General features: G+C 68.7%; 16 protein-coding genes. 12 read left to right on the top strand and 4 right to left on the bottom strand.

Annotation, left to right across the window (positions count from 1 at the left end):
* The first annotated feature begins 24 nt into the window (after positions 1-24).
* The 7 genes from HF576_RS12570 to HF576_RS20770 all read left to right on the top strand — a co-directional run bounded on the left by HF576_RS12570 (position 25) and on the right by HF576_RS20770 (position 14,122).
* Complete coding sequence (locus tag HF576_RS12570; protein ID WP_168913177.1) at positions 25-1,236, top strand: alpha/beta hydrolase family protein; 1,212 nt, start codon at positions 25-27, stop codon at positions 1,234-1,236.
* Positions 1,237-1,383: 147 nt separating this feature from the next.
* Positions 1,384-3,258, top strand: a complete 1,875-nt coding sequence (gene dnaK / locus HF576_RS12565; protein ID WP_168913176.1) for a molecular chaperone DnaK — start codon at positions 1,384-1,386, stop codon at positions 3,256-3,258.
* Positions 3,259-3,260: 2 nt separating this feature from the next.
* Positions 3,261-3,875 (top strand): nucleotide exchange factor GrpE, encoded by a 615-nt coding sequence (locus HF576_RS12560; protein ID WP_168913175.1) that lies wholly within the window; start codon positions 3,261-3,263, stop codon positions 3,873-3,875.
* A gap of 16 nt (positions 3,876-3,891) precedes the next feature.
* Positions 3,892-4,890 carry a DnaJ C-terminal domain-containing protein gene (locus HF576_RS12555; protein WP_168913174.1) on the top strand — a complete coding sequence of 333 codons (999 nt, stop codon included), beginning with the start codon at positions 3,892-3,894 and terminating at the stop codon, positions 4,888-4,890.
* Between the two features lie 137 nt (positions 4,891-5,027).
* The gene (locus tag HF576_RS12550) at positions 5,028-5,504 is read left to right on the top strand and encodes a heat shock protein transcriptional repressor HspR (protein WP_168913173.1); all 477 of its coding nucleotides are present in this window, start codon (positions 5,028-5,030) and stop codon (positions 5,502-5,504) included.
* Positions 5,505-5,652: 148 nt separating this feature from the next.
* Positions 5,653-11,424: a DUF7927 domain-containing protein gene (locus tag HF576_RS12545; RefSeq protein ID WP_168913172.1), complete on the top strand. Its 5,772-nt coding sequence runs from the start codon at positions 5,653-5,655 to the stop codon at positions 11,422-11,424.
* A gap of 154 nt (positions 11,425-11,578) precedes the next feature.
* Entirely contained in the window at positions 11,579-14,122 is a 2,544-nt protein-coding gene (locus HF576_RS20770) for a LuxR C-terminal-related transcriptional regulator (RefSeq protein WP_168913171.1), read from the top strand.
* 75 nt (positions 14,123-14,197) lie between these two features.
* Here HF576_RS20770 and HF576_RS12535 read toward each other — a convergent pair whose 3' ends face one another.
* A complete protein-coding gene (locus HF576_RS12535; protein WP_168913170.1) occupies positions 14,198-15,802 on the bottom strand; it encodes an alpha-amylase family protein in 1,605 nt (534 codons plus the stop codon).
* 123 nt (positions 15,803-15,925) lie between these two features.
* Between HF576_RS12535 and HF576_RS12530 the strand changes: the two genes are divergently transcribed.
* From HF576_RS12530 to HF576_RS12510, 5 genes are all read left to right on the top strand, one after another.
* Positions 15,926-17,086, top strand: coding sequence for a glycoside hydrolase family 183 protein (locus HF576_RS12530; protein WP_168913169.1), 1,161 nt, complete (start codon positions 15,926-15,928; stop codon positions 17,084-17,086).
* A 305-nt stretch (positions 17,087-17,391) separates the two neighbouring features.
* Positions 17,392-18,723 carry an ABC transporter substrate-binding protein gene (locus tag HF576_RS12525; RefSeq protein ID WP_168913168.1) on the top strand — a complete coding sequence of 444 codons (1,332 nt, stop codon included), beginning with the start codon at positions 17,392-17,394 and terminating at the stop codon, positions 18,721-18,723.
* 71 nt (positions 18,724-18,794) lie between these two features.
* On the top strand, positions 18,795-19,790 hold the full coding sequence (locus HF576_RS12520; protein ID WP_240948899.1) for a carbohydrate ABC transporter permease: 996 nt from the start codon (positions 18,795-18,797) through the stop codon (positions 19,788-19,790).
* A gap of 13 nt (positions 19,791-19,803) precedes the next feature.
* Positions 19,804-20,625: a carbohydrate ABC transporter permease gene (locus tag HF576_RS12515; RefSeq protein WP_168913167.1), complete on the top strand. Its 822-nt coding sequence runs from the start codon at positions 19,804-19,806 to the stop codon at positions 20,623-20,625.
* A gap of 31 nt (positions 20,626-20,656) precedes the next feature.
* Entirely contained in the window at positions 20,657-22,684 is a 2,028-nt protein-coding gene (locus tag HF576_RS12510; protein WP_168913166.1) for a DUF4185 domain-containing protein, read from the top strand.
* 151 nt (positions 22,685-22,835) lie between these two features.
* On the opposite strand, the gene HF576_RS12505 is transcribed toward HF576_RS12510, so the two are convergent.
* Genes HF576_RS12505 through HF576_RS12495 form a run of 3 tightly spaced genes read right to left on the bottom strand, consistent with a single transcriptional unit; the run spans position 22,836 to position 26,804 of the window.
* Positions 22,836-24,461, bottom strand: a complete 1,626-nt coding sequence (locus HF576_RS12505; RefSeq protein ID WP_168913165.1) for a glycoside hydrolase family 183 protein — start codon at positions 24,459-24,461, stop codon at positions 22,836-22,838.
* Positions 24,461-25,636: a DUF4185 domain-containing protein gene (locus HF576_RS12500; protein ID WP_168913164.1), complete on the bottom strand. Its 1,176-nt coding sequence runs from the start codon at positions 25,634-25,636 to the stop codon at positions 24,461-24,463. The genes HF576_RS12505 and HF576_RS12500 overlap by 1 nt, the downstream gene beginning before the upstream one ends.
* Before the next feature lie 28 nt (positions 25,637-25,664).
* Entirely contained in the window at positions 25,665-26,804 is a 1,140-nt protein-coding gene (locus tag HF576_RS12495) for a glycoside hydrolase family 172 protein (RefSeq protein ID WP_168913163.1), read from the bottom strand.
* Between the last annotated feature and the right edge of the window lie 63 nt (positions 26,805-26,867).

Genomic DNA, 26,867 nt, shown 5'->3' with positions numbered 1-26,867 from the left:
CAGGCGGACCCCTAGCGTTCCCATATGAGCATGTCGCCGGGGAGACTGTTCGCCGACGAGTTCCACGACGAGTTCGGCATGTGGATGCTGGGGTACACACCGTTCGGCGGTGGCGATTGGGGTGAAGTCGCCACCGTCGCAGCGGCTGTGGGCGACGGTGACGACGGAGCGTTCTTCGACGCCTGGATGGCCGCGGGCGACCAGGTGAGGGCGGATGCTGAGGCCGCGGCCGCTGCCGGTCGGGCAGGTGCGTCCGATCTCTACCTGCGGGCCAGCGCCTTCTACGCCAGCTCGTACCACCCGCTCTACGGCACGCCCGTGGACCCGCGACTGCTCGAGGGCTTCCGCCGGCAGATCGACGCCTTCGATACCGGACTGGCCCTGCGCGGCGTCCTTCCCGCGTCCGTCACCGTGGACGATGCGCACGTGCCCGTGTATCTCATCCCCGCGTTCGGTCATGAGACCGAGGTGCGCCCCCTCCTGATCCTCGTCAACGGCTACGACGCGACCGTCACGGATTCGTATTTCGCATCGGCCGTGGCAGCCCTCCGCCGCGGCTACCATTGCCTGCTCTTCGACGGACCCGGGCAGGGCGCCGTGCTGTACGAGCAGGGCGTGCCGATGCGGCCGGACTGGGAAGTCGTCGTCTCGGCGGTCATCGACCACGCGCTCACCTCCCCGCTGGTCGACCCCGACCGCATCGCGGTCAGCGGCTGGAGCCTCGGTGGCTATCTCGCACCGCGAGCCGCCTCGGGCGATTCCCGGATCGCGGCGTGCATCGCCGATCCCGGCCAGCAGGATCTCGGCGCGGGACTGTCGGTGTTCGCGCGGCGGCTGGGCGCGACCGAGGAGGAGGCGAGCGACCTCTCGGCGCTCGACGAGGAGACCGTGCAGCGCATCATGGGGGTCATCGAGCAGGACCGCAAGATGCGCTGGTCGATCATCCAGCGCGGGTTCTGGGTCAACGGCGTCACGGACTTCAAGTCCTTCCTCGAGCGCACGGCCGAGTACCGCATCGACCGCGTGGACGAGATCCGCTGTCCGGTGCTGCTGACGCACGCCGAGAACGACGCCCTCGCCGCAGGGGTGCCCGCCTTCGCGGAGGCGCTTCGCGATGCGACCGTCCTGCGGTTCACGGCGGCCGAGGGCGCCGGCGGCCACTGCGAGATGATGAACCGCTCACTGCTGAACCGGCGCGTTCTCGACTGGCTCGACGACACCTTCGCCCGAACTTGAGTCGAGTCATATCAAGTTCATTTGACACCTTCGAAGGGGTGGGAGTAGGGTTGAGTCATCGCGGCTCACCTTTGGTGGGCGCGAGCTGACTTCCCGCAAACCCTGGGCCGAGGCATCCGTCTCGCCCCTGAGAAGGAGAGAAATCACATGGCACGTGCTGTTGGAATCGACCTCGGTACGACCAACTCGGTCGTGAGCGTCCTCGAGGGTGGCGAGCCCAAGGTCATCGCCAATGCCGAGGGCTTCCGCACGACCCCCTCGGTGGTCGCGTTCACCAAGGACGGCGAGGTGCTCGTCGGCGAGACCGCCAAGCGCCAGGCCGTCACCAACGTCGACCGCACCGTCTCGTCCGTCAAGCGCCACATGGGCACCGACTGGGGCTTCGACGTCGACGGCAAGAAGTGGACGCCGCAGGAGATCTCCGCGCGCATCCTGCAGAAGCTCAAGCGCGACGCCGAGCAGTACCTGGGCGACACGGTGACGGATGCCGTCATCACGGTTCCCGCGTACTTCAACGACGCCGAGCGCCAGGCCACCAAGGAGGCCGGCGAGATCGCGGGCCTCAACGTCCTGCGCATCATCAACGAGCCCACCGCCGCCGCTCTGGCGTACGGCCTCGACAAGGGCAAGGAGGACGAGCTCATCCTCGTCTTCGACCTCGGTGGCGGAACCTTCGACGTCTCGCTGCTCGAGGTGGGCAAGGACGACGACTTCTCGACCATCCAGGTGCGCTCCACCGCCGGTGACAACCGCCTCGGCGGTGACGACTGGGACCAGCGCCTGGTCGACTACTTCATCAAGCAGTTCAAGGACACCACGGGCGTCGACGTGTCGGGCGACAAGATCGCGCTGCAGCGTCTCAAGGAGGCCGCCGAGCAGGCGAAGAAGGAGCTGTCGTCGTCGACCTCGACGAGCGTCAACCTGCCGTACCTGTCGCTGACCGACTCCGGCCCCGTGTCGCTGTCCGAGACGATCACGCGCGCCAAGTTCGAGGACCTCACCAAGGACCTGCTCGACCGCACCAAGAAGCCCTTCGAGGACGTCATCCGCGAGGCCGGCATCAAGGTGGCCGACATCGACCACGTCGTGCTGGTCGGCGGCTCGACCCGCATGCCCGCCGTGTCGGAGCTCGTGCAGCGCGAGGCCGGCAAGGAGCCCAACAAGGGCGTCAACCCGGACGAGGTCGTCGCTGTCGGCGCCGCCCTGCAGGCCGGCGTCCTCAAGGGCGAGCGCAAGGACGTGCTGCTCATCGACGTCACCCCCCTGAGCCTCGGCATCGAGACCAAGGGCGGCATCATGACCAAGCTGATCGAGCGCAACACCGCCATCCCGACCAAGCGATCCGAGACCTTCACGACCGCCGACGACAACCAGCCGTCTGTCGCGATCCAGGTCTTCCAGGGCGAGCGCGAGTTCACCCGCGACAACAAGCCGCTGGGCACCTTCGAGCTCACCGGCATCGCCCCCGCGCCCCGCGGCATCCCGCAGGTCGAGGTCACCTTCGACATCGACGCGAACGGCATCGTCCACGTCTCTGCGAAGGACAAGGGCACCGGCAAGGAGCAGTCGATGACCATCACGGGCGGCTCGTCGCTGCCCAAGGAGGACATCGAGCGCATGGTGCGCGAGGCCGAGGAGCACGCCGCCGACGACAAGAAGCGTCGCGAGGCCGCCGAGGTGCGCAACCAGGCCGAGACCCTGTCGTACTCGATCGAGAAGCTCATCAAGGACAACGACGACAAGCTGCCCGAGAACGTCAAGACCGAGGTCCAGGCCGACGTCGACGCGCTCAAGTCGGCGCTCGCCGGTGATGACGACGAGGCCGTGAAGACGGCGTTCGACAAGCTCAGCCAGAGCCAGGGCAAGCTCGGCGAGGCGATCTACTCCGCCGGTCAGGCTTCGCAGGCGGCGCCGGATGCCGCAGCGGACGCATCGGCCGACGGCTCGCAGCCGACGAGCCCCGATGAGGACGTCGTCGACGCCGAGGTCGTCGAAGACGAAGACGAGACCGAGAAGAAGTAACCATGGCCGACAAGGACTTCGACGAAAACGAGGTCCCCGGTGGCGAGGACCCGGAAGCGCAGGCTTCCGGGTCCGACCCGCAGGAGGGCCAGGAGAACGCCGGCGACACCGGCGCCGAGGGCGAAGAGCTCACGGTGGACGACATCCTCGGGGCATCGCAGAACGCGGACGCCGCGGCCGAGGACGCTGTGCTGGCCGACCTCGAGTCACAGCTGCTGAACGACCTCAAGCGACTGCAGGCGGAGTACGCCAACTACCGCCGCCGTACGGAGGAGCAGCGCGAGCTCGAGATCGAGCGCGCCCAGGGCGCGGTCGCGAAGGGCCTGCTGCCGGTGCTGGACGACCTCGACCGCGCCGAGAAGCACGGGGATCTCGAGGAGGGCTCGCCCTTCACCGCGATCGCCGAGAAGCTGCGCGGCGTCGCCGAGAAGATGGGCCTTCGCACCTACGGCGAAGCGGGCGAGGTGTTCGACCCGCAGCAGCACGAGGCGATCTTCCAGGCGCCGACTCCTGGTGTGACCGAGCCGACGATCCTCGAGGTCGTCGAGATCGGCTACCGCCTCGGCTCGGTCGAACTGCGGCCCGCGAAGGTCGTCGTCGCCGTGCCGGCCGAGTAGCACCGGGAGGACATGCATGGCCAGTCAGGACTGGTTCGACAAGGACTTCTACTCGGTGCTCGGCGTCTCGAAGGACGTCTCCGACGCGGACCTGAAGAAGACGTACCGCAAGCTCGCCCGCAAGTACCACCCCGATTCGAATCCGGGTGACGCCGCGGCCGAGGCCAAGTTCAAGGAGATCAGCGAGGCGTACTCGGTGCTCTCCGACGCGGAGCAGCGCAAGGAGTACGACCAGATCCGGGCGATGGGCTCGGGGGCGCGTTTCACGGCCGGTGGCGCCGGCGGCGCCGGCGGCTTCGAAGACGTCTTCAGCATGTTCAACCAGGGCCGTGGCGCGCGCTACCAGTCCGCCGAGGACTTCGACGACATCTTCGCGATGTTCAATCAGCAGCAGGGCGGCGCCGGCTTCGGGTCGGGCAGGTTCGGTCAGCCGACGGGCGGATTCCGCGGCTACGGCGGCCCCACCCGCGGCGCGGACGTCACGGCGCGCACCACGATCGACTTCATCACCGCCACCAAGGGCGAGACGATCACACTGCAGGGCGAGGACGGCAAGCCGTTCAAGGTCAAGATCCCCGCGGGCGTCTCGGACGGGCAGAAGATCCGTCTGCGCGGCCGCGGTCGCCCCTCGCCGGACGGCGGCGAGAACGGAGACGTCGTCGTGCAGGTGGCCGTTCGCCCGCACCCGGTCTTCACGCGTGAGGGGCTCAACCTGCGCGTCGTCGTCCCGGTGACTTTCACCGAGGCCGCGCTGGGCGCCACCATCGAGGTGCCCACCCTCGGTGGTGATCCGGTCAAGCTGCGGGTCGCGCCGGGCACGCCGTCGGGGCGGGTGCTGCGCGTCAAGGGCCGGGGTGTGCAGACACAGAAGGGCACCGGGGATCTGCTGGCAGAGGTGCAGGTGGCGGTCCCGTCGCACCTCGACGACGCGGCACGCGAGGCGCTGCAGCGCTTCCACGATCTGGAGCCGAAGGAGAACCCGCGCGCCGACCTCATGAGCAAGGCACGAGGTTAGACCATGGTCCGGATTCCGGTCGTTGAGCGAGCGAGGAACGAGCGAGACGACACGCGTCGAGCCGACGTTCGGCGTGTACTCGAGGCGTTTCGTCTCACTTCGCTCGCTCAACGACCGGGTACAAGGAGGTGATGACCATGGGCGAGCAGCACGAGATCGACGACGAGACGCCGATCTTCGCGATCGCCGTCGCCGCCGAGCTTTCGGGCATGCACCCGCAGACCCTGCGGCAGTACGACCGGCTGGGCCTGGTCGTCCCTGCGCGCACCCAGGGCGGCTCGCGCCGCTACTCGCTGCGCCATGTCGCTCAGTTGCGCGAAGTGGCGCGGATGTCGGCCGACGGCATCGGGCTCCCCGCGATCGCGCGCATCCTCGAACTCGAGGACCGCGTACGCGAACTCCACGGGCGCGTGCGCGATCTCGAGGAGCGGGTCCGTGTTGAGCTCGAGAAGCGCCCGGGAGCTCGCGTCTTCGCGGCGGGATCGACCGGCGCGGTCGTCACGCTGCGCCACGGAACTCGCGTGCGCCGTGCGACCGAGCTCGTCGTATGGCGCCCGCGCCACCCCCTTCCCGCGGCCCCTGAGGCCGAAGAGGACGACGACGACACCCCGTGACCCGGGCGCTCTGCTCCATGGGGTGAAGGACCGGGTGAAATTCGTGAGAAGGTTCTCAGAATCCCGGTAGGAACGATTCAAGAGTGCGTCGTCATCTCGGCGCCGCGCTCGTGACGTTCCCAGGGGGGAAATCTTGAGTCGTCTCTTCGTGCCCAGAATCTCGGCCGGTTCCACATCCAAGCGACGGTCTGCAGGACGCCGCATCTCGTCCGTCTCGGTGGTGACCGCGACCGTCGCGGCGCTCATGATGGCGCTGTTGCCTGCGACGGCCGCTCAGGCGGCGACGGTCTACGAGCTCACCGCGCGGTGGGTCGATGGCACCGCCACGTCGGTCAAGAGCGGCGACGTCGTGACGGGGCTGTGGCATCTGAACCTCAACGATGACGCGGCCGCGCCCGTCAACGACCCCGTCGACAACGTCACCGTCACGCTCGTCGCCCAGAACGGGCGCTTCGCCTCGGTCCCGAACATGTGCGTGACCACCGCGGTGGACCCCGTGTCGAGCATCTCTCCTGACGGCCGCACCCTCGTGTGCAATCTCGGCACCCAGGCCGAGGGCACCGCGGTCGCGATCCAGGCGCCGATCACCGTGGACGGCTCCACCGGGTCGCAGGTGTCGGCGGCCGGCACGATCGGCGATCAGGCGGCGGCGCTGGATCCCATCGAGATCACGAACGAGTTCGCGATGGACATCCGCTGGGGAACCGGCGCGGCCTATGTCGCCAGCGGAGCGAACTATTTCGAGACAAGCTACGAGTGGACCCTCAGCAAGGGGCTCGGCAGCGACGCCGGACCGCAGACGATCACATATGACCTCACCATCGCCTCACCCCAGGGCGGGGCGATCCAGATCGCGCCGCAGGGATGCACGCCGTACGACATGAACATCGCATCCGATGGGCACCCGTGGTCGGGTGGCAGCCATCCGTCCACCCACATGACGTCGTTCGTCGGAAGCTGCTCGGTCGCGCAGACCGGCCCGAACACGTTCCAGATGACACTGAACGGGATCGACTACGACCCGGCGAACATCCCGACTCGAGACTCCGCCGGCAACCTGCTGCCGACCGACCAGGTGGCTCTGGCATCAGGATCGCTCTTCGTCCGGACGTTCAACGTCCCCGGCGGATCGACGACTGTCACCTCCAGCGCCCCCGTGTACACGTCGGCGACCGGGCTGACCGCGCAGGACGACCCGTCCAACAACAGCGAGACCAAGACCTGGCAGCCGCTGGGCACGTACTCCTCCGGGTGGGGCCGCGGTTACACCGGCAGCGGCGGCACGACGTGGGATGACACTTATCGGGTCGCGGCGGGGACTCTCGTCGGGCAGTACCTCGATACCGGGTGGCAGCGCTGGGCACATCGCGACGACAGCCTCCTCGTCGGAATGTGCGCACCGCTCGACACCCGGTACGTGACTCTCGAGGCCTTCTACTGGGGTACGCCGCTCGGCGGCGTCCCAGGCGCGCCCTTCGAGTACTACACCGGCACGAGCCCCAACCTCGATCCGGCGAGCCCGGGCTACAACCCGAGTGCCTTCGACTGCGCCCCCGCGGCGGGGTGGAGCACGACGCCGCCGGCGAACCTCGCCGACGTCAAGGCGGTCCGCGTCGTCATGACACAGGGCCAGGCCGAGGCGCACGTCGACGACCCCAGCATCACGCCGGTCGCGAACCTGCGGATCCGTCCCGGCACGCCCGCGGGCACCGAGGTGTGGAGCTTCTTCTCCGGCATCCACGACTCGCCGGCGCCGAACTCGTGGACCGGCCCCGACTACGCCGGCTGCATCACCAACACCCCGGGCTGGCGGTATCCGTGCACGACGGGGTTCCGTGACGTCCTGCGGATCGTCGACGCGGCTCCGGCCATCGCGAAGTCGGTCGATCGCAGCGCCGTGACCCCGGGTGTCCCCGCGACCTTCACGCTCACCTACGCCGCCAACGGCGCCGGACAGGTGCCGCCGACCGTCGACGGCTATCAGATCGCCGACACCCTGCCGGTCGGGATGACCTACGTGCCCGGCTCGGCGTCGCCCGCCCCGACGGTGACGACCGACCTGCAGGGCCGTCAGGTGCTCAGCTGGACCCTGAACGGCGTCGCGACCAACACGCAGAACGCGCTCACCTATCAGGCGATCGCCGATGCATCCGTGCCCCCTGGCCAGGCGCTCGTCAACACCGCGACCGCGGCATACGGTGGCGTCGTGACGGCCCCTGTCGCCGCGCAGGTGACCGTCAGCACCGACGGCTACACGAGCATCGCCAAGGTCGCGGACACGCCGTTCATCCCGAACCTGGCGGGTGACGGGGTGGGCGAGGGGTCGTGGACGGTGACGCTGCGATCCTTCGACCCGCTGCCGCAGGCGTTCACCGACACGATCGACATCCTCCCGTACGTCGGCGACAGCCGCGGCACGAGCTTCGCCGGCTCATACGAGCTCACCGAGGTCGAGGCCGCAGCGGGTGCCACCGTCTACTACACGACGGCCGACCCGGCCACCCTCACCGATGACCCGGCCGACCCTTCGAACGGCGCCGCAGGTGATCCCACGGGCGGCACGGCAGGCTGGTCGACCACCTTCACAACGGATGCCACGGCGGTCCGCGTGATCGGTCCCGAGCTCCCGGCGGGTGCGACACAGGCCTTCACGGTCCACGTCGCCACCGACGGCGTCGAGGGTGGCGACACACTCGTGAACCGTGCGCAGGCGCGTGCAGAGCACACCGAACTGGTCATGCGCACATCCGCGTCGATGACGGTGGCGAACTACTACTCGGCGACGCTGAAGAAGTACGTGCAGGATGCCGCGGGCACCTGGCGCGACGCCAACACGGTCGAGGACTACCCGACGTACCGCGTCGGCGACGAGGTGCCGTATCGGATCGTGATCGAGAACACCGGTCAGGGCACGCTGACAGACCTCGAGGTCACGGACTCGTTGTTCCCGGAGGGCTCGTTCACGGTGGATGAGCTGGCACCGGGCGCGTCCGAGACGCACGAGTTCACCGTCACGATGACCGGCGGCGGCAGCGTGGTGAACACCGCCTGCGGGTCGGCGGCGATCCCCTCCGACTCGGGCGTGGCGCCGACGATCAACTGCGATCCGGCAGGCGCCGACGTGGTGAACTACTCCGTCGCGAAGTCGTCGGACCCGGTGTCGGGAACGGTGCTTCACCCGGGTGACGAGGTCACTTATACGGTGACGGTCACGCAGGAGGGGGCGGCGCCCGCCCAGGCGCTCTTCTCCGACGATCTGTCCGAGGTGCTCGACGACGCCGACCTGACGTCCGGGCCGACCGCCTCGATCGGCACCGCGGCGATCACGGACGGGGTGCTGTCGTGGAACGGCACGGTGCCTGTCGACGGAGTGGCGACGGTGTCCTACACCGTGACGATCAAGGACTCCGCGGCTCTTGCCGAGGGCGGCAGCTACTTCCTCGAGAACGGGGTGACGAGTCCGGGCTGCCCGGAGGCGGGATGTCCCCCGGTCGAGCACACGATCGCGGACTACTCGGTGGTGAAGTCGTCGGATCCGGTGGATGGGTCGAATGTCGACGAGGGTGACTCGATCGAGTACACCCTCACCATCGCGCAGCAGGGTGAGGCCGCATACCTCGGGGCGTCGCTGGTGGATGACCTGAGCGACGTGCTGGATGATGCGACGTGGAACTCGGACGAGACGGCGACGGGCGGCACGCTGTCGTTCGATGCCGCGACGGAGGTGTTGTCGTGGTCGGGTGATCTCGCTGTGGGCGAGGTGGTGACCCTCACCTACTCGGTGACGGTCACCGGGGACGGCGACACCCACCTGCACAACGTGGTCTCGAGTGAGGGCTGCGTCTCGCAGGAGGTGTGTGAGACGGAGCACTACACGGCCTCGTACACCACCGTGAAGACCAGTGACCCGGCATCCGGTTCCGATGTGCAGATCGGGGATGTGATCGAGTACACGGTGACGGTGACGCAGTCGGGTCTGGGTCGTGTGGTGGCGCAGTTCTTCAACGATGACCTCACGGGTGTGTTGGATGATGCGACGTTCAACAACGACATCGTCGCCTCGGCCGGCACGTTCACATACACCGACGGGGTGATCTCGTGGACCGGTGACCTGGGCGCGGGTGATGTGGCGACGGTGACGTATTCGGTGACGGTGACCGCCGCCGGTGACACGCTGATCGGCAACACGGTGCAGTCGCCCGGCTGCGAGTCGGCCGCGGACTGCGAGACCGAGCATCAGACCGGTCGCTACGAGACGGTGAAGACGTCGGATCCGGTGTCGGGGAGCGATGTGCAGATCGGTGACACGGTCGAGTACACCGTCACCGTCAGCCAGGTGGGTGAGGCGGCGGTGGAGGACGCGTCGTTCACCGATGACCTGACCGCGGTGCTGGATGACGCGACGTGGAACGACGATCTCGCCGAGAGCGCGGGGACGGCTGACTACAGCGCACCGACGGTGACGTGGAGCGGCGACCTCGCGGTGGATGCCGTCGTCACGGTGACCTATTCGGTCACGGTGACCGGTACCGGCGACATGACGCTGACCAACGTCGTGACCAGCGACGGCTGCGTGGATGCCGTCGACTGCACCACGACGCACCAGACGGGGGCCTACGCGGTGGCCAAATCGTCCGACCCTGAATCCGGCACGGATGTGGCCGTGGGCTCCACGATCACCTACACGGTCACCGTGGAGCAGTACGGGCCCGGGGCCGTGACCGGCGCGTCGTTCGAGGACGACCTGTCGGCCGTGCTCGACGACGCGACATGGAGCGACGACCTCGCCGCCACGGCGGGAACGGCGACCTTCGACCCGGATACCGAGGTCGTGGAGTGGGCCGGTGACCTCGCGGTGGGCGGCAGCGTGACGGTGACCTATGCGGTGACCGTCACGGGGGACGGCGACATGACGCTCGCCAACGTGGTGACGCCGGGTGAGAACGGCGAGTGCGAGCTCGATTCCAGCGGGGATCCCCTGTGCGAGACGACGCATGAGACGGGCCGGTTCGAGTACTCGAAGATGGCCGACCCGATTCACAACAGCGACGTGCAGGCCGGCGACGTCGTCACCTACACCGTCACCGTGGTGCAGGTCGGCCCGGCAGCGGTTGCGGCATCCGTCGCCGACGACCTGACCGACGTGCTCGATGACGCCACGTACAACGGCGATGTCGCGGCAACCGCCGGGACAGCCGTCGTGGACGGCAGCGCGCTGTCGTGGAGCGGCGATCTCGCCCCCGGCGACGAGGTCGCGATCACCTATTCGGTGACCGTGACCGGAGCTGGCAACACCACCCTGGCGAACGTGGTCACCACGACTTCGCCGGCGGGGGAGTGCGTGACAGCGGAAGACGGCACCGAGGAGTGCCGCACGATCCACAAGACCGGCGGGTATGTCTACGCCAAGACGGCGGATCCGGCATCCGGAACCACTGTCCGCGCGGGTGACACCGTGACCTACACCGTCACGGTGACGCAGCGCGGCGAGGGTGCGGTCATCGACGCCGTCGTCACGGACGACCTGTCCGGAGTGCTCGACGACGCCACATGGAACGACGATGCCGCCGCGAGCGCCGGGACTGTCGCCCGCGAGGGCAGCACGCTCACGTGGACCGGCGACCTGTCGGTGGGCCAGGTCGTGACGATCACCTACTCCGTTGAGGTCACCGCCGCCGGTCCGGCCCAGTTGCGCAATGTCGTGACCAGCCCCGACGAGCGAGCCATCTGCGACCCCGACGGCGCCTGCCTGACCCAGCACGATGTGCCCGCACCGCCACCAGGACTTGCGGTCACCGGCGGCACCATCGCGTGGACCAGCGCGGGGATCGCCGGCCTGCTGCTGCTGATCGGAGCGGCCGCGTTGCTGATTCACCACCGCCGGCGCCTCCCGACGGCGTCGGGTGAGGTGAGCCGGTGACCTGATTCGCCTGGGATCGGCCCGGGTCGTTGTGCCTCGCCTTCGCGAGGCGGGGCACAACGACGATCCGGTGGGGGACGGACATGCAGCCGGACGCGCGCCTCGTGCGTCTGGCGACTGACAGAATGGCTGGGCTGGGGCCTGACGAAAGAATGTGTTCGAAGTGTGGCTGACCCAGCGGCTCGATGTCGGAGTGCCGAGAGTGCCCAGCGATGTCATCTCGCGGCGACGAGTGCTCGAGCTTCTCGACGCCGGTGCGCCGCTCACCGTGTTGCGGGGCGCGTGCGGCGCGGGTAAGACGGTCGTTCTCCGGGAGTGGGCGCAGCGAGGCCCCCGGGATGGGTCGCGCCTCATGTGGATCACCGCGACCACCGACCGAGCCGACAGGGCGGGGCTGGCGAGCGTGATCCTTCAGCGTCTGGGACGAGCCGATGCTCACGAGCTCGATGTCACAGCCGGCTGGCATGCGGTGCGAAATGTCCTCGCCGACCTGGATGAGCCGGTGACCATCGTCCTCGACGACGCTGCGATCCTCGAGCGAGACGCGCTCGTGGAACTGTGCGCGACCGTCGCCGCGCACCCGCAGCTTCGGGTGGTCGCCGCCTCCAACCGCCAGACCGTGCTCGACTCCGACGGCCTGTCATTACTGGTGGACCGTTCCGTCATCGGGCCGCTAGAGCTGATGTTCGACGAGGACGAGATCCGTCGCGCACTCGATGTCGACGCCGAGGTGGGGCGAAAGATCCTCAGCGCGACGAACGGCTTCCCCGCCATCATTCACGCCATGGCGCGACACCGCCCGCGTGGCGAAGAGCCGCTGGCCGACGCCGCGCTCGAGGCTGTCGCCGAGTACATGAGGATCCGGATCGCGCGATCCGGCTACGACCCCGCGCTCATCTCCGCGTTTCTCAAGGTGAGCTTCGCTGACGCCGTGGACGTGCCGCTCGCACGCGACCTTGCAGGGGACGCGCGGGTCGAGAGCTTCCTCGATGATGCCGAGACCTACGGCTTCGGGTCCTGGTCGCGGCAGGACTCACGGCGCATGTTCCGCTTCGCGCCCTTCGCGCGAGAGCTCCTTCGGCGGGAGCTGGAGCGGCGACATGCGAGCGAGCTTCCCCGGCTCCGGCAGACCTATGCCGAGTGGGCACTCGGCCACGGCAGACCGGTGGTGGCGCTGCGAGTGGCCGTCGAGGGCGGCGAACTTCCGTTGGCTCGTCGGGTCGTGATGGCGTCGTGGTACGAGCTGTTGAACCACGGCATGAGCGTGCGCGGGATCCTCGGACCGATCCCGCTGGCACGCCTGCGCGAAGAGCCCCTGCTCGTGATGCTCTTGGCGATCTGCTACAACGGGGTTCGCGTGAGGCGCGTCCGCGGTCTGCAGCTCTTCCGCCTCGCGGTCTCGGCGGCGAACTCTCAACGTTCCGATCTCGACGCCGCCGACCGTCTCTTCATCTGGGTCGCAGAGAGCGTGGCGCTCCGCGTCCTCGGCATGCACGAGCGCGCGGCGACCGTCGCCGTGCGGGCGCTGCGTCTGCTGGTCGACACCCCGGAGGACCAGCAGGAGACGTATGCGGAGCAGGTGCCGTTGCTGTGCGCACAGCTGGGCATCTCGCTCTACTACGGCGGCAGCAGACGGCAGGCCATCGAGTGCTTCGCGTACGGCGCCGCCCTCGCCGCGGCCGGAGTCCACGAGCATGCGATCAGCAACCTCGCCATGCTCAGCGGCATCCACGCTCTGGACGGCGACCTGCCCGAGGCGAGGCACTACGTCCAGCTCATCCGCGACGGCGGGTGGGGGCCACGATATCTCGACGGCTATCGGGGAACGTTCTATCGGGTCGCCGAGGCCGTTCTGGCGTTGGAGGAGGGTGATATCGAGCGTGCGGCAGAACATGTCGCGGCGTTCGAGGCGCATCGCGCGACGAGCGAGCACTGGCTCACGATGGCTGTTGTGGAGATGCTGGTCTCGCTCCGGTTCGACCGTCCGGCGATGGCGTCGGCGCGGCTGGAGTCCTTCGTGCAGCTGCGCGGGCGTGAGGGGCACGGAGCGAGCGCGCGACGCGTGCTGAGTCGGCCCCGTGCCATCCTCCATCTCGCTCAGGGTAACCCCGAGGCCGCCAAGGCGGTCCTTCACAAGGACGCACCCGAAGACCGTTTCGAGACGGTGGTCGAGCGAGCCCGGATCGCACTGGTGGACGATCGGCCCCGTGACACGCTCCGCATCCTCAGCCAGCCCCGCCCCCGCACGACCGCTGCCAGGGTTCGTGCCGAGGCTGCCGCCCTGCGCACGGCAGCCCTGCTCCGTACCGGCAACGATGGGGCCGCCGATCAAGAGGCGCGGCATCTCGGTGCACTGCTCGATGACCGGGAGCTGAGTCTGCCGCTGGCCCTCCTGCCACCGACGGATGCGCAGGCCGTCTGGGCACTGCTGCACAGCCGGGCACTCTCAGCCATCGAGCCCGTCGAATCCGCCCTGCCGCACTCGACGGCGCGACCTGCCTTGACAGAGCGGGAGCTGATCGTGCTTCGCGCCCTCCCCTCGGGCAGGCCGCTGACGGCGATCGCGACGGACCTGGGCGTCTCGCCGAACACCGTCAAGACCCAGGTCAAGAGCGTCTACCGCAAGCTCGGCGTCGCGGGACGCGAGGAGGCGGTCGCCGAGGCGGTCGCCCGCCATCTCCTCGCTGGGCATGACTGAGGATCTCGCCTCTGACGAGATGCTCCGCCCGCAGCGGCGCAGCGGTGGTGGTGCGGCCCGGATGACGCGGTCCGGTCAGCCGTCCGACCCGGCAGGTGAGGCCGTGAGCCGTAGCTCGCGTGCAGCCGCGCGCTGCGCCGCTCCGTCACCGCCCGCGTAGGCGATGACCGGAAGGTGGCCGGCCAGCCGACGCGGCGGTGCGGGGGAGCGGAAGCCCTGCTCGTGCACGCCGGTGCTCCCGGAGACGGGCGTGCCGTCTGCGAGATGGGCCGTCGTGCGAGCGACGTCCGTGACCAGGCCGGGTGCGCAGATGTCGCGTTCGATGCCGAGCCACTGCTGGCTCATCGGGAACAGCGCGGTCATGGCATCCCACCACCCCTCCGAGACGAGGAGCAGACCCGGATGCCGCGCCCGCAGTTCGGTCGTGAGCGCACGGTAGCCCTCGTACAGCGGGTATCGCGGATCGTCGAACCAGAACGATGCCGTGTCGAAGAAGGCGGCGTCGACGTCGTAGCGCTCCACGGTGCGACTGACGGCGTCGACAAGGTGCGCGCGGAAGCGCGGCTCGCCGGGATTGAGGAACACCTGGTCGCCTTCCGGGTAGCGGTCGCCGTCCCAGTCCGGGGCGTTCAGCATGACGGGGTATCGGTCGCTCGGGTTCCGGATCGCAGCGTCCTGCCACTCCGGGTACCTCGCTGCGTTCGCACCGTTGGCGCCGAACATGGGCATGACCCGGTATCCGAGGGAGCGCGCCCCATCGACGAGCCTGCGGAACCCGGCGTCGCCGCCGAGTTCCGGGCTCGGGGCGTAGTGAGGGTAGTCGAAGTAGTACCGGCCCTCCCAGCCCGGCAGATACACGAGGGTGCGCGTCGGGTCGACGTCGGCGGCGAGTTCCGCCAGCAGCCGGCCCATGTCGTCGAACGTGTGGAAGACGTAGCCGGTCCAGTGCTGGCCGTGGAGTGTCACCACGAGGTCGAGGTCGCGCGCCCACGCCGGCACATCGGGCCTCTCGTCCCAGCCGTGGACGCCGAATGCCGCCCGCATCGCGCGCACATGCGCCCCGAGGTCGCGCTCGGCGGCGTCGGCGGCGTCGGCGGCGATCGCCAGGCGGATGGGCGGCACCGTCACGTGCGTGCTCCACTCCGATGCGGGCACCGCATGCACGATCTCGACCTCCGTGCCCTCGCCGTACGGCGGCGCGGCGACGTGCAGCACCGTGCCCGACACGACGGCGGAGCGGATCGAGACAGACACCGCACCGGCGGCCGCCCACCGGGTGGCCCATGTGGGCCCGGGGTAGTTCCACTGCAGCGGCGGCTGCGCCGTGGTGCCCCGCGGTGTCGTGGGACTCCACCACCCCTTCGCGAGCTCGGCGGCGGGTAGCCCGCGCAGGATGAGCTTCACCGACTTGACGGGCTCGACGTGCGCGACCTCGATGCGGAAGGTCCACGCGTCGCCGTCGCGCTCGACGCGGATCGAGGCCTCGCCGGCGTCCACGCGACGCTGCTGTCCGAGCCGCGCGAATCCGAAGCGGCTGCTCTCCGGGTCGGTGGCGCGGTCGGCCCCGTCTAGTCCGTAGCCGTTCGAGGTCGTGAAGACCTGGACGGCCCACCGGATGCCGTCGCCGTCCTCGAGCGGGATGTATGGGTCGCGGGGATCGAAGCTGAGGTCATCGTGCATGTCGGTCCTTTCGGCGGGGAGCGCGCAGCTCACACGGGGCAAGACCCGGGACAGACTACCCTGAAATCGATTTCGGATTGAGTGCTCATCGCCGTATGGTGGCACCGACGATCGAGGAGGATCATGTCTGCTGCACGCTCCCGGGTCCGTGTCGCCGCCGTTGCGGCATCCGCTTCTCTCGCCGTGGCGCTCACCGCGTGCTCCGGGGGACCGCCGGCCGCCCCCGAGGTGGACGCCGACCAGGACAAGCCGTTCGTCCTGACGGACGTGTCGAATCTCACCGAGGTCGCTCAGCTCACCGGGCCAGGTGCGATGAACGACACCGAGGCCGCCGCTGTCGCGGGAACCGACCTCGGATCGATGACCAACCTGGGTGACCGCACCTACTTCTTCTTCGGCGACACCTTCGGGCAGCGCGACCCGGAATCGATCGGCGGGCAGGGCGGTATCTGGCGCTCGAACGTATCGGCGTGGACCACCGACGACGACCCCGCCGACGGCATCACGTTCGACGGATGGGCACCGGCCGACGACCTCGGCTGGGCGGAGGCGCTCGTCGAGGGCGACCACGACCCGAACGACGGCGAGGGCGAGGTCACCAAGATTCCCACGCACGGCTTCGCGATCAGCGACACGCTCTACATCGCGTACATGTCAGTGTCGTACTGGGGCGAGCCGGGAGCGTGGGACGCCAACTACGCGGGGCTCGCGAAGTCGACCGATCAGGGCGAGACGTGGACGGCCCTGGATGGCCCGCGTTGGCCAGGCGATTCGAATTTCGTCCAGGTCGCGCCGGTGATCGTGTCGGACGGCGGCGAGGAGTACGTGTACTTCTGGACGATCCCCTCGGGGCGGTTCGGGGGCGTGGCGCTCATGCGCGTTCCCGCGGCCGAGGAGTCGGTGGAAGACCTCTCGGCATACTCGTACTTCGCCGGCACCGGCGAAGACGGGGCGCCGTTCTGGTCCACCGCCATGACCGACGCCGAGCTCGTGGTGGAAGGAACGATCGGCGAGCTCTCGGTGATGTTCTCCGAGCATCTGGACCGATGGCTGATGACGTACTCAGACGATGGGAACGCGTACATCCGCGAAGGCCTCACCCCGTGGGGGCCCTGGAACGATCCGATCCTCCTGGTGTCGCGTTCGGATTACCCTGGGCTGTACTCGCCCTACATGAACCCGCGCTACGCCACCGATGGGGGCCGACGCATCCACTTCTCGCTGTCGCTGTGGGGACCGTACAACGTGTTCTGGTTCTCCGTCGACCTGGAGAAGGCGTCGTGACCCACGGTGCGATCGCGCGTTGTGAAATCGATACAGACGGCTTCGGGTGCTCCCGAAGTGCGCCGCGCCGCCACGGGGCGCGGAATTCGGCGCCTTCCGCTCGCAGGTGATGGCCTGTGCCACGCAGAAGCGCAACAGGATCCTCGCTGCGCCCATTGCACTTGAAATCGATTTCGCCTACTCTGACCCGAGACGAGATCAGTGGTGATCCGCGCAGGCCGCCGATCGCTGGATCCGTGAGACCGGCTCCCCTGACCGGCCACAGCTCCGACTCACCGAAGAGTCGTGTTCCTGAGGAGGGACGAATGCACAAGAGAAACAGCAGGCTCATGCTCGCCGCCGTCGCGACGGCGGCCGCGGGCACGCTCCTGGCGGGCTGCGCCGGCGGCGGTGGCGCGCCCACCACCGAGGACGGCAAGACCAAGGTGATCTTCTGGCAGCAGCAGTTCGAGGACTATCAGCAGGCCTGGTTCAAGGAGCAGGTCAAGGAGTTCAACGAGCAGAGCGACGACGTCCAGGTCGAGCTTCTCGTGGTGCCCGCCGACACGTGGGACCAGAAGCTCAAGGCGGCACAGGCCGCGGGCAAGGCTCCCGACGTCAAGACCACGAACTACGGCAACATCAAGCCGATGCAGGCCAACGGCCAGCTCGCCGACCTCACCGAGTTCATGGACGAGAGCGCGTTCGACGACATCGCCGAGAACATCCAGCCGTTCGTGACGGTCGATGACGGCGTCTACGGCTACCCGCTGCTGGTCGAGCCCTCGACGGTGCTGTTCTACCGCACCGATCTGTTCGAGGCGGCAGGCATCGACGCTCCGCCGGCGAGCTGGGACGAGCTGATCGAGGACGCCCGTGCCCTCACAAGCGGTGACGTCCTCGGCATGAACATCGCCCAGACCGCCCCCGATCTCGGCTGGTCCAGCTGGGGGCTGCAGTACAACGTGGCCGGCGACCTGCCGCTGCGCGGCGACTGGTCCGAGGCATCCGCCGACGATCCTGCCTACGAAGATCTCGCCCTGCTGTATCAGACGCTCTACCAGGAGAAGCTGATGCCGCAGGAGGCCACGTACCCTTATGCCGACTGCTCCTTCTTCGGCGAGGGCAAGGTCGCGATGAGCGCGTGCGGCTCGTGGGCGCTCGGCCAGCTCAGTCAGAACCCGGACTGGGCGCAGGTGTGGGAGAACACGAACGTCGCGCCGTTCCCCTCGCACAACGGCGACCCGACGCTGCCGACGTCCACCCTCGGCGGATGGACGCTCACCGTCGACTCCAAGTCCAAGGCGCAGGAGGGGGCCGCGGAGTTCGTGGAGTGGCTGCTCGCCGATGACACCGAGCGCCTGGTCGAGTTCTTCACGGCCACCGGCTTCTCGAAGTACCCGGCGCGCACCTCGGTGACCGAGGCCGTCGCCGCCACCGAGGAGGCGGGCGCCAGCCCGTTCCTCGCGACGATCACCGAGCAGATCGTGCCCTTCGCGAAGGCGGAGCCCGCGTACCCGTGGGATGTGAGCCTGGCCTTCGCCACCGGCATCGAGAAGGCGATGAGGGGTGGCGACATCCCCGCGGCCATGGCCGAGGCGCAGGCCGCGATCGACGACATCATCGAGAAGCAGAAGCTCGCCGGCGCAGGCGGTTGACGCCCGTGAGGGGTGGGCCCGCGCGGCCCACCCCTCACCTCGACCCGCTGGACCCCTCGAAGGAGACCACCATGACGATGTCGCCGCAGACGACGACTCATCTCGGGACGGCAGCGAACGTCACGCTCGCCGCTGAACAGCCCATCAAGGGGCGTCGCCGTCGCCCCGTGCGCGAGCGCGTGAGCAAGCACATGATGGCCAACCGCACGGCGTATCTGATGCTGGCGCCCATGATCGTGCTGCTCGGCATCTTCGTGTGGTGGCCGCTGATGTGGTCGTTCTATCTGTCGACGTTCGAGATCAGCTTCTACGAGGAACCGGTCTTCGTCGGCCTGCAGTTCTATCAGTACGTGCTCGAAGATCCCGAGTTCTGGCGCTCGATCGGCATCGGCGCGATGTACGTCCTCTACACGGTCCCCGCGATCATGATCATCGCGTTCCTGATGGCCAGCTTCATCCGCTCGTGCGGCATCCGCCTCGCAGGCCTGCTCAAGACCACCGTCTACATCCCGACGGTCGTCTCGGCGGTCATCGCGTCGATCGTCTTCATCTTCATGTACCGCGCCGACGGCGGCATCATCAATTGGCTCCTCGGATTCGTGGGCCTCGGCCCGTACGCCTTCCTTTCGGATCCGAACCTGGCGCTGCCCGCGATCTCGATCCCGGGGATCTGGCTCGCCTTCGGCATCACGACGCTCATCATGCTCGCGGGCATGTACGACATCCCGCAGAGCTACTACGAGGCGGCTCAGCTCGAGGGCGCGAACTACCTGCAGCGCACGTGGTTCATCACCATCCCGCTCATGAAGAACGTGCTGCTCTACCTCCTGGTGACGGCGACCATCGCGGGCATGCAGCAGTTCGAGCTGCCGCTCATCATGACCGGCGGCGGTCCGACCAACTCGACGATGACGCCCAACCTCTTCATCTTCAACACGTTCAAGGACCCGACGCCGTACGCGACGAGCTTCTCGCTGACGGCGGCGCTCATCCTCTTCTTCGTCCTCGGGACGATCAGCGTGCTGATCTTCCGGGTCATCCGCTCCGACAAGGCGATCGACGCATAGGGAACCCGATCACATGACGACTTCCATGGGGCGCCGCGTCGCCACCTACATCCTGGCCGCGCTCATCGTGGTCACCACGATGCTTCCGCTGGCGTGGATGCTGATCTCGGGCTTCAAGGGCAGGACCGAGGTCGTGCGCACACCCTTCCAGTTCTTCCCCGACATCTGGATCTGGCAGAACTACGCCGACATCCTGCAAGACCCCGCCTTCGTGCAGGCGATGGTGCTCACGTTCATCGGGGCGGTCATCTTCACGCTGCTGAGCCTGGTCGTGAACTCGCTCGCCGCCTATGTCTTCGCTCGCCTGGACTTCCGCTTCAAGCGGTTCTGGTGGATCTACTGCATCACCCCGATGTTCATCCCCGGCATGGCGATCCTGCTGACCTCGTTCGTGGTCGTATCGAACCTCGGCATGCTCAACACCCTCGCGGTGCTGATCATCCCCGGCGTGGCGGCGGCCGCGCAGATGTTCTTCATCCGGCAGTTCTACCTGAACACGCCGATCGCGATCGAAGAGGCAGCGCTCATCGACGGGGCCGGGCGCTGGCGCATCTTCTGGTCGATCTTCCTGCCGCAGTCGCAAGGCGTGTTCGTGGTCGTCGGGGTCGGGTCGTACCTGGCGTACTGGAACGCGTACGTGTGGCCGATCCTGACGATCCAGGACCCGGGCCTGCAGCAGATCATGCAGTACCTGGCCGGATTCCGATCCGAACGAGGCAACGAGTGGGGCCTGCTGATGGCCGGCTCGACGCTCGCGGCGCTGCCGACGATCATCCTGGTGCTGATCTTCCAGCGCTACATCGTCAACGGCGTCCGTCTGGCCGGCATCAAGTAACGAACGAGTCCAACGAGAGGAAGGCGCGCACATGCGACAAGGACGTACGACAACCGCCGCCATCGCGACGATCGGGGCGCTCGCGCTCGGGGCCCTGATGCCGATCGGCGCGGCAGCCGCCGGCCCGGCACCCACGGCCGTGACCCCGCCCCCCACGGACCACTCTCCGGCGGTACTGGTCGAGAAGATGACCGGGCCGAAGTCGCTGAGTGCGACCGACACCCGCTGGCGGGTGACGGGAACCGACCTCGGCATCATGTGGGACAACGGGCACGGCGAGATCCTGACCGCCTTCGGAGACACGTTCGGCGACTGGGGCGGCCCGGGTGGCGGGGGAGGCGACTGGCGCTCGAACGTGCTGCTGCGCAGCACCGACACCGACCTCTCGGACGGCATGGCCTTCGACTCGGCAGTCGAGGACGCTCCCGGCCATGCCGCCGAGATCATTCCGTCGCTGAAGGTCAACGGCCAGGAGATGACGACCATCCCGACCGCCGGCATCGCGGTCGGCGAGCGTCAGTACCTTGCGTTCATGTCGGTGCGTCAGTGGGGGCCTCCGGGCGAGTGGGACACCAACTTCAGCCGCATCGCCTACTCCGACGACAACGGCGAGACGTGGAACTCGACCGACGGCCCGGAGTGGACGAACACCGCCGACGGACAGCATCCGTTCCAGATGGTCGCCTTCGAGCGCCACGAGGGATACGTGTACATGTTCGGCACGCCCAACGGGCGACTCGGCGCGGCCCATGTCGCCCGTGTGCCCGAGGCGCAGGTGCTCGACAAGGCCGCGTACTCGTACTGGGACGGCTCGTGGTGGGCGCTCGGTGACGACGCCGCGGCGGCGCCCATCGTGCCGCCAAACGTCGCGGAGCTGTCGGTGCAGTACAGCGAGCACACCGGCGGGTGGCTCATGACCTACCTCGACGAGAACCTCGACATCGTGCTGCGCACCGCGTCGTCGCCCGAGGGACCGTGGAGCGAGCGGCAGCGGCTCGCCAGCTTCGCCGACTATCCCGGACTGTACGGCGGCTACATCCACCCGTGGTCCGAGGGTGGCGACCTGTACTTCGCGCTGTCGCAGTGGGATCCCTACAACGTGTATCTCATGCGTGCCGAAATCGACGAGGACGGCACCGTCGTGAATCCCAACCTCATCCAGAACGGCGGCTTCGAGCGAGCCGTCGACGGCACGATGCCGGCCCCATGGGCGTGCACCGGCAACTGCGGCATCGACACCAACCACGCGTGGGCGCACGGCGGCAACAAGCAGGGCTGGATGCGCTCCAACGCCGGCTGGATCGACATCCACCAGGACGTCGCGGTCGAGCCGAACACGACCTATACGCTGACCGGCTTCGCGGTGACCGGCGGGACGCCCGCCGAAGGGTCGATCGGAGTGCGTGAACTCGGCGCCGGTGCCGCCACCATCGGTGAGACCACGTTCGAGGCGCTGGGCGCCTACACGCGATTCGAGGTCACGTTCCACAGCGGCGACCGCACCCAGGTGCAGGCCTTCGTCGGCAGCCACCTCAACGGAGACCGCTGGGTGCAGATCGACGATCTGTCACTGGTCAAGGCGAAGGAGCAGCTGCCGGGTCTGTCGGTGTCGATGACCTCGGACCCGGTCGCCGGCAGCAAGGTCGTTCGCGAAGACGTCGTGACGTACACGGTGACGGCCGCGACCGACAGCGTCACCGCCGAGACCGCGGACCTCGCGATCGACCTGACAGGGCTCGTGGACGACGCGACCCTCGACAGCGCATCGGTGTCCTCGTCGATCGGGACGCCGGCGCTCGACGGCTCGACACTCCGGTGGACGGGCGCCATCCCCGCGGGCGAGACGCTCACCGTCTCGTTCGCGGCGACGGTGCGACGCGACGCCTCCCGCACCGACTCGCAGCTGATCGTGACCACGGATGCCTCGGCCGAGCGCGCGATCCTCACCTCATGCGAGGGCTGCGAATCGAGGCTCACCGCGGTGCACTACGACCCGCGCCCGCCGCGGCCCGAGTTCCCCGACAAGCCGGGCAAGCCCGACAAGCCGGGCAAGCCCTGAGGGTCACGACACCGCCGGCCGGCTCGCGTGAGCCAGCCGGCGGTGTCGTCTTTGCTGCCGCGACGCCTGTGCAGCGCGAGCCGCGAAGTGCCGCGAGTGCAGGAAGCTTTAGCGCCCGCGACGGACGGCAGCGCCACCGAGAACGGATGCCTCAGGCTCTGCCGCGGACCAGCCACACCTCGAGCTCGGCGATCGACGTGTACCGCAGTGGACCGCCCGCTTCACCGATGAGCCGCACGCCGTCGGCGCACACCTCGGCGAAGTCGAAGACGTACTCGTCCTCCTCGAGCGCCGTGAAGTCGTTCCGATAAGGCGGGGCGACGGATGCCTCGACCGCCCGCCACTCGCCGTCCACCCGCACCTCGACTCGTGGTCCGGCGGCGAACCAGCCGCCCATCGAGTCCTGCGGGCCAGGCATGTACACGACGCGGTCGAAGCGCCGCGGCGCGGGCCACTGGTAGCCCCACACGTCGTCGCCAGTGCCGGGACCACGGCTCGAGTCCTCCGCGAGGTCGCGGCGGCCGTCGTTCAGCACCGAGGTCTGGCCGTCGGCGACCCGCGAGGCGAGCGGCCATGTGTCGGGCGACAGCGCGAGGTTGCCGTCGGCGTCCGGGGCGACGGCATCCGTCCCCGGATCGAAGCGCACGCGGCGCAGGCCGAACGTGTACGCGCGCCCGCCGCGCGACGCGGCGCCGAAGAACCAGTTGCTCTGCAGCCACAGGTCGCGGCCGTCCGTCGAGACGAACTTCGACGGCATCGTCGGCGCGTAGCCGCCGTGGCTTGCGAGCGGCGACCGGGGACCCTGCCACGGGAAGTGCCCGTAGTCCGCCGAAAGCAGGTGGTGCCACGGACCCCACGGCGCGGGCGCCTCGAAGAACTCGTGCGTGTACTCGCTCCACGACGAGTACAAGTAGCGGCCGAGGCCGGGGTTCCACACGACGCCGCCCTGCGCGATCGCGGTGAAGCCCGACCTCCCGCCGTACGGCGCCGGCTCGGGGTACATGACGCGCTCGTCCACGAGCACGGGCGAGCGATCGCCGATGTCGCGGGTCCAGCGCGCCATCCCGTCGCCGTCGCGCCCGGTGAAGAACTCCCACGTCGAGCGGTCCTGCACGGATGCCGCGGGCACCCGCGCGAAGAACAGCGCGGTCGGATCGGGCACGATGCGCGTGAACGAGGTGCGCCAGTTGCCGTCGATGCCGTAGGCGTAGACCCACGGGCTGCCGTCGTTCGAGCGACCGAGGTCGAGGAACATCACGGTCGTGAAGACGTGGTCCGTGAACATCGGGTCCGTCGGCCATGCCCACGTCCGGCCGTAGTCGGCGGAGCGCACCACCGTGGCAATCGGCGCCTCGTCGAAGATGCCGGGCTCGTCGCCGCAGCGCAGGTCCTGCACGGCGAGATAGAGCTCGTCGCGCCCGTCGCCGTCGCCGTCGACCGCGACCATGCCCGTCGGCTTGCGGTTGAACCTCGGCGCATCCCACGTCGGTGCGACCTCGTCGCCCGCCGCCAGGGGCACACCGCAGAGCCCGGTCTGCGGCATCCCGTCGACGCGGCCGACGAGGATGTCGTGCCAGCCGTGACGTGCGAACCCGGTGCCGTCTCCGGCCGCGGTGTAGAGCCCGTCGTCGTCGGCCCAGGCCGCCGGCCACAGGTCGCCGTCGCCGTCGGCCCACACCGTGTTGGCCTGGGCGACGTGGGCGACGCGCAGGCGCAGCGGCGCGGCATCCGGGTTCACGGGCGCGCCGTCGACGACGGGAAAGTCGGATGCCGTCATCAGTCCACCGGCGAGAGCCACAGGGGCCGCAGCCCGAACCAGTACGACGACATGCCGGCGGGCGCGCACGGGCACACGTTCGACTGCACCCACATCGAGAGGTTGTCGTCCGAGAGGAACTTCGAGGGGATCGTCGTGCCGTAGCCGCCGTAGCGCTCGTCGGTCCACGGGTACGGGCCGAAGTCCTCCGACAGGAACAGGGTCCACGGACCCCACGGCGCGGGCGCCTCGTAGAACTCGAAGGTCAGCTCGGTCCACGATGTATACACGTAGCGATCGAGCTTCGGCAGGTAGGTGACTCCGCCCTGCGAGATGACGGTGAGGTCCTGCGCGCCGACGGTCTGCCCGGCCTCGGCCGCGCCGTCGCCCGGATGCTGCAGCCGCTCGTCGATCAGCACCGGCCGCTTCGCGGCGATGTCGTCGGTCCACGTCGGCTCGGCGTCGCCCGGCTCGCCCGCGAAGAACTCCCAGGCCGCGGCATCCTGCACCGAATCCAGCGGCACGCGCGCGAGGAACAGCTCGGTCGGGTCGGGCACCGAGTCGTCGAACGAGTCGCGCCAGTTGCCGTCGAGCCCGTACGCGTACGCATACGCCGGGTCGGGGGCGTGCTCGGCATCCTCGCCGTAGTCGGCGAACCACACCGTCGTGAACACGCCGTCGTCGAACATCGGCGCGCTCGGGTCCCACGTCCAGGTGCGGCCGTGGTCGTCGCTGCGCGCGATGGTCGCCGCCGGGGCCTCGTTGAAGTCGAGACGCAGGTCCTGCACCGCGAGGTAGATCGTGCCGTCGACGCACAGCATCCCGGTCGGCTTGCGGGTGAAGCCCTCGCCCGACCACACCTGGCCGACGTCGTCGCCGCCCGCCAGGAACTCGCCCTCGAGCCCGTCCTCGTCGGTGGGGGAGCCGGTCACGCGGTTCACCGCGATGTCGAAGAACTCGTTGCCGAATCCCGCCCCGTCGCCGTTCGCGGCGTACAGCGCGTCGTCGTCCGACCAGCAGCTCGGCCATAGATCGCCGTCCGAGACGCCGACCGCCGTGACCGCGTCGGCCACGCTCGCTCGAAGCGACGCCCCGGGCAGCGCGTCGACGAAGGTCACGTCCGGGCCAGGCGATGCCGGCGCGCACGCGGAGAGGGCGAGGACGGATGCCGCGACCGCCGCGGTCGCGACGTGCATCCGCCTCGCACGAGAGGCCGGCACGACCTCAGTCCTGCGGCGCGCGCGGGGGAGTCGCGCCGATGTCGGGCACCGGCGCGGTGCCCAGGTGCACCTCCATGTCGTCGGCGGTCGGCGTCTTCGGTCGGCGCGCGGTGGGCCGGTCGAGGTAGAACAGTGCGGTGGAGGCGATGTCGTCGCGCAGCGGCAGGTAGCGCCATCCGCTGCGCCAGCCGAGCGCCTGGATGTCGACCTTCGGGATGCCGGAACGGAAGAAGATCGGGTCCACCAGGTGCCACCGGTACATGCCGAAGCGCTGCTGGCTGACGTACAGCCCATCGGGCCGGATCACCTGGGGCATCCCGAGGTACGGGGTCGAGAACTCGGTGTACCCCTTGCCCGGGATGTCGAAGTTCCACGCGCCGCCGAAGTAGTCCTCGGTGCCGGTGCCGCAGATGGTCGGGTAGTCGGTGTCGTCGTCGAGGTAGAACTTGATCTCGCCCTCGCCCCACCAGCCGTTGGAGTTGACGCCCCACGCGATGTAGGTGCCGACGTACTGCCCCTGGCCCTCGATACCCTCGAGGATCGTGTGCGGCACGAGCTCGTCGAGCGGGTTCGACCGGCGCCACTGCGCGTGGAAGTAGCCGTCGCGCGAGTAGTCGCCGCCGATCTCGTACGTCACCTGGTAGTAGACCCGCACGTCGACGACCGACGTGTTCTCGATCGTCAGCCGTGCGCCATCGCGGAACGGCATCGGCCAGTACGAGTTGAACCCGCCGTGGGGGTTGGCGGCGATCGGCTGCGAGTTGACCTGGGCGAACACGCCCCACCCGTTGCAGAAGAAGTCGCCGTAGGGCACCTCGACAGCGGGCTCCCCGGCGCCGTCCCAGTACGCGCGCAGGATCAATGTGCGCCAGTTGTCGGTGTGCGTCGTGATCCAGATGTGGGTGATCTTCCCGGCACCCTGGATGTTCGCCAGGTCGAAGGTCTCGCCCGCCTTGACGTCGACGCTGGGCGAGATCTTCCAGCCGGGGCCGAGGTCGCGCGCACACGAGGCGCCGGTGCCCTCGGTCGCGCGGCCGCCGCCTCCGGGCGCGCCGTCGAAGTTCTCCGGCGAGATCGAACGGGTCTGCAGCCCTCGCAGGCCGGAGATCGACGACAGGTCGGGCGGGAAGGGGTTGGCGGGCATCTGGGTGCACATCCTCGTGTCGGCGCGCCGGATCACGGCGGACTTCTGGAATCGATTTCAACA

This window comes from Microbacterium salsuginis, assembly GCF_012524205.1.
GTDB classification, from domain to species: domain Bacteria; phylum Actinomycetota; class Actinomycetes; order Actinomycetales; family Microbacteriaceae; genus Microbacterium; species Microbacterium salsuginis.
This window is presented reverse-complemented; position numbering and strand designations above follow the sequence as displayed.

Coding starts and splice junctions, on each gene's coding strand:
- HF576_RS12570 (WP_168913177.1), top strand. CDS start 25: ATGAGCATGTCGCCGGGGAGACTGTTCGCCGACGAGTTCCACGACGAG.
- dnaK (WP_168913176.1), top strand. CDS start 1,384: ATGGCACGTGCTGTTGGAATCGACCTCGGTACGACCAACTCGGTCGTG.
- HF576_RS12560 (WP_168913175.1), top strand. CDS start 3,261: ATGGCCGACAAGGACTTCGACGAAAACGAGGTCCCCGGTGGCGAGGAC.
- HF576_RS12555 (WP_168913174.1), top strand. CDS start 3,892: ATGGCCAGTCAGGACTGGTTCGACAAGGACTTCTACTCGGTGCTCGGC.
- HF576_RS12550 (WP_168913173.1), top strand. CDS start 5,028: ATGGGCGAGCAGCACGAGATCGACGACGAGACGCCGATCTTCGCGATC.
- HF576_RS12535 (WP_168913170.1), bottom strand. CDS start 15,802: ATGCACGATGACCTCAGCTTCGATCCCCGCGACCCATACATCCCGCTC.
- HF576_RS12530 (WP_168913169.1), top strand. CDS start 15,926: ATGTCTGCTGCACGCTCCCGGGTCCGTGTCGCCGCCGTTGCGGCATCC.
- HF576_RS12525 (WP_168913168.1), top strand. CDS start 17,392: ATGCACAAGAGAAACAGCAGGCTCATGCTCGCCGCCGTCGCGACGGCG.
- HF576_RS12520 (WP_240948899.1), top strand. CDS start 18,795: ATGACGATGTCGCCGCAGACGACGACTCATCTCGGGACGGCAGCGAAC.
- HF576_RS12515 (WP_168913167.1), top strand. CDS start 19,804: ATGACGACTTCCATGGGGCGCCGCGTCGCCACCTACATCCTGGCCGCG.
- HF576_RS12510 (WP_168913166.1), top strand. CDS start 20,657: ATGCGACAAGGACGTACGACAACCGCCGCCATCGCGACGATCGGGGCG.
- HF576_RS12505 (WP_168913165.1), bottom strand. CDS start 24,461: ATGACGGCATCCGACTTTCCCGTCGTCGACGGCGCGCCCGTGAACCCG.
- HF576_RS12500 (WP_168913164.1), bottom strand. CDS start 25,636: ATGCACGTCGCGACCGCGGCGGTCGCGGCATCCGTCCTCGCCCTCTCC.
- HF576_RS12495 (WP_168913163.1), bottom strand. CDS start 26,804: ATGCCCGCCAACCCCTTCCCGCCCGACCTGTCGTCGATCTCCGGCCTG.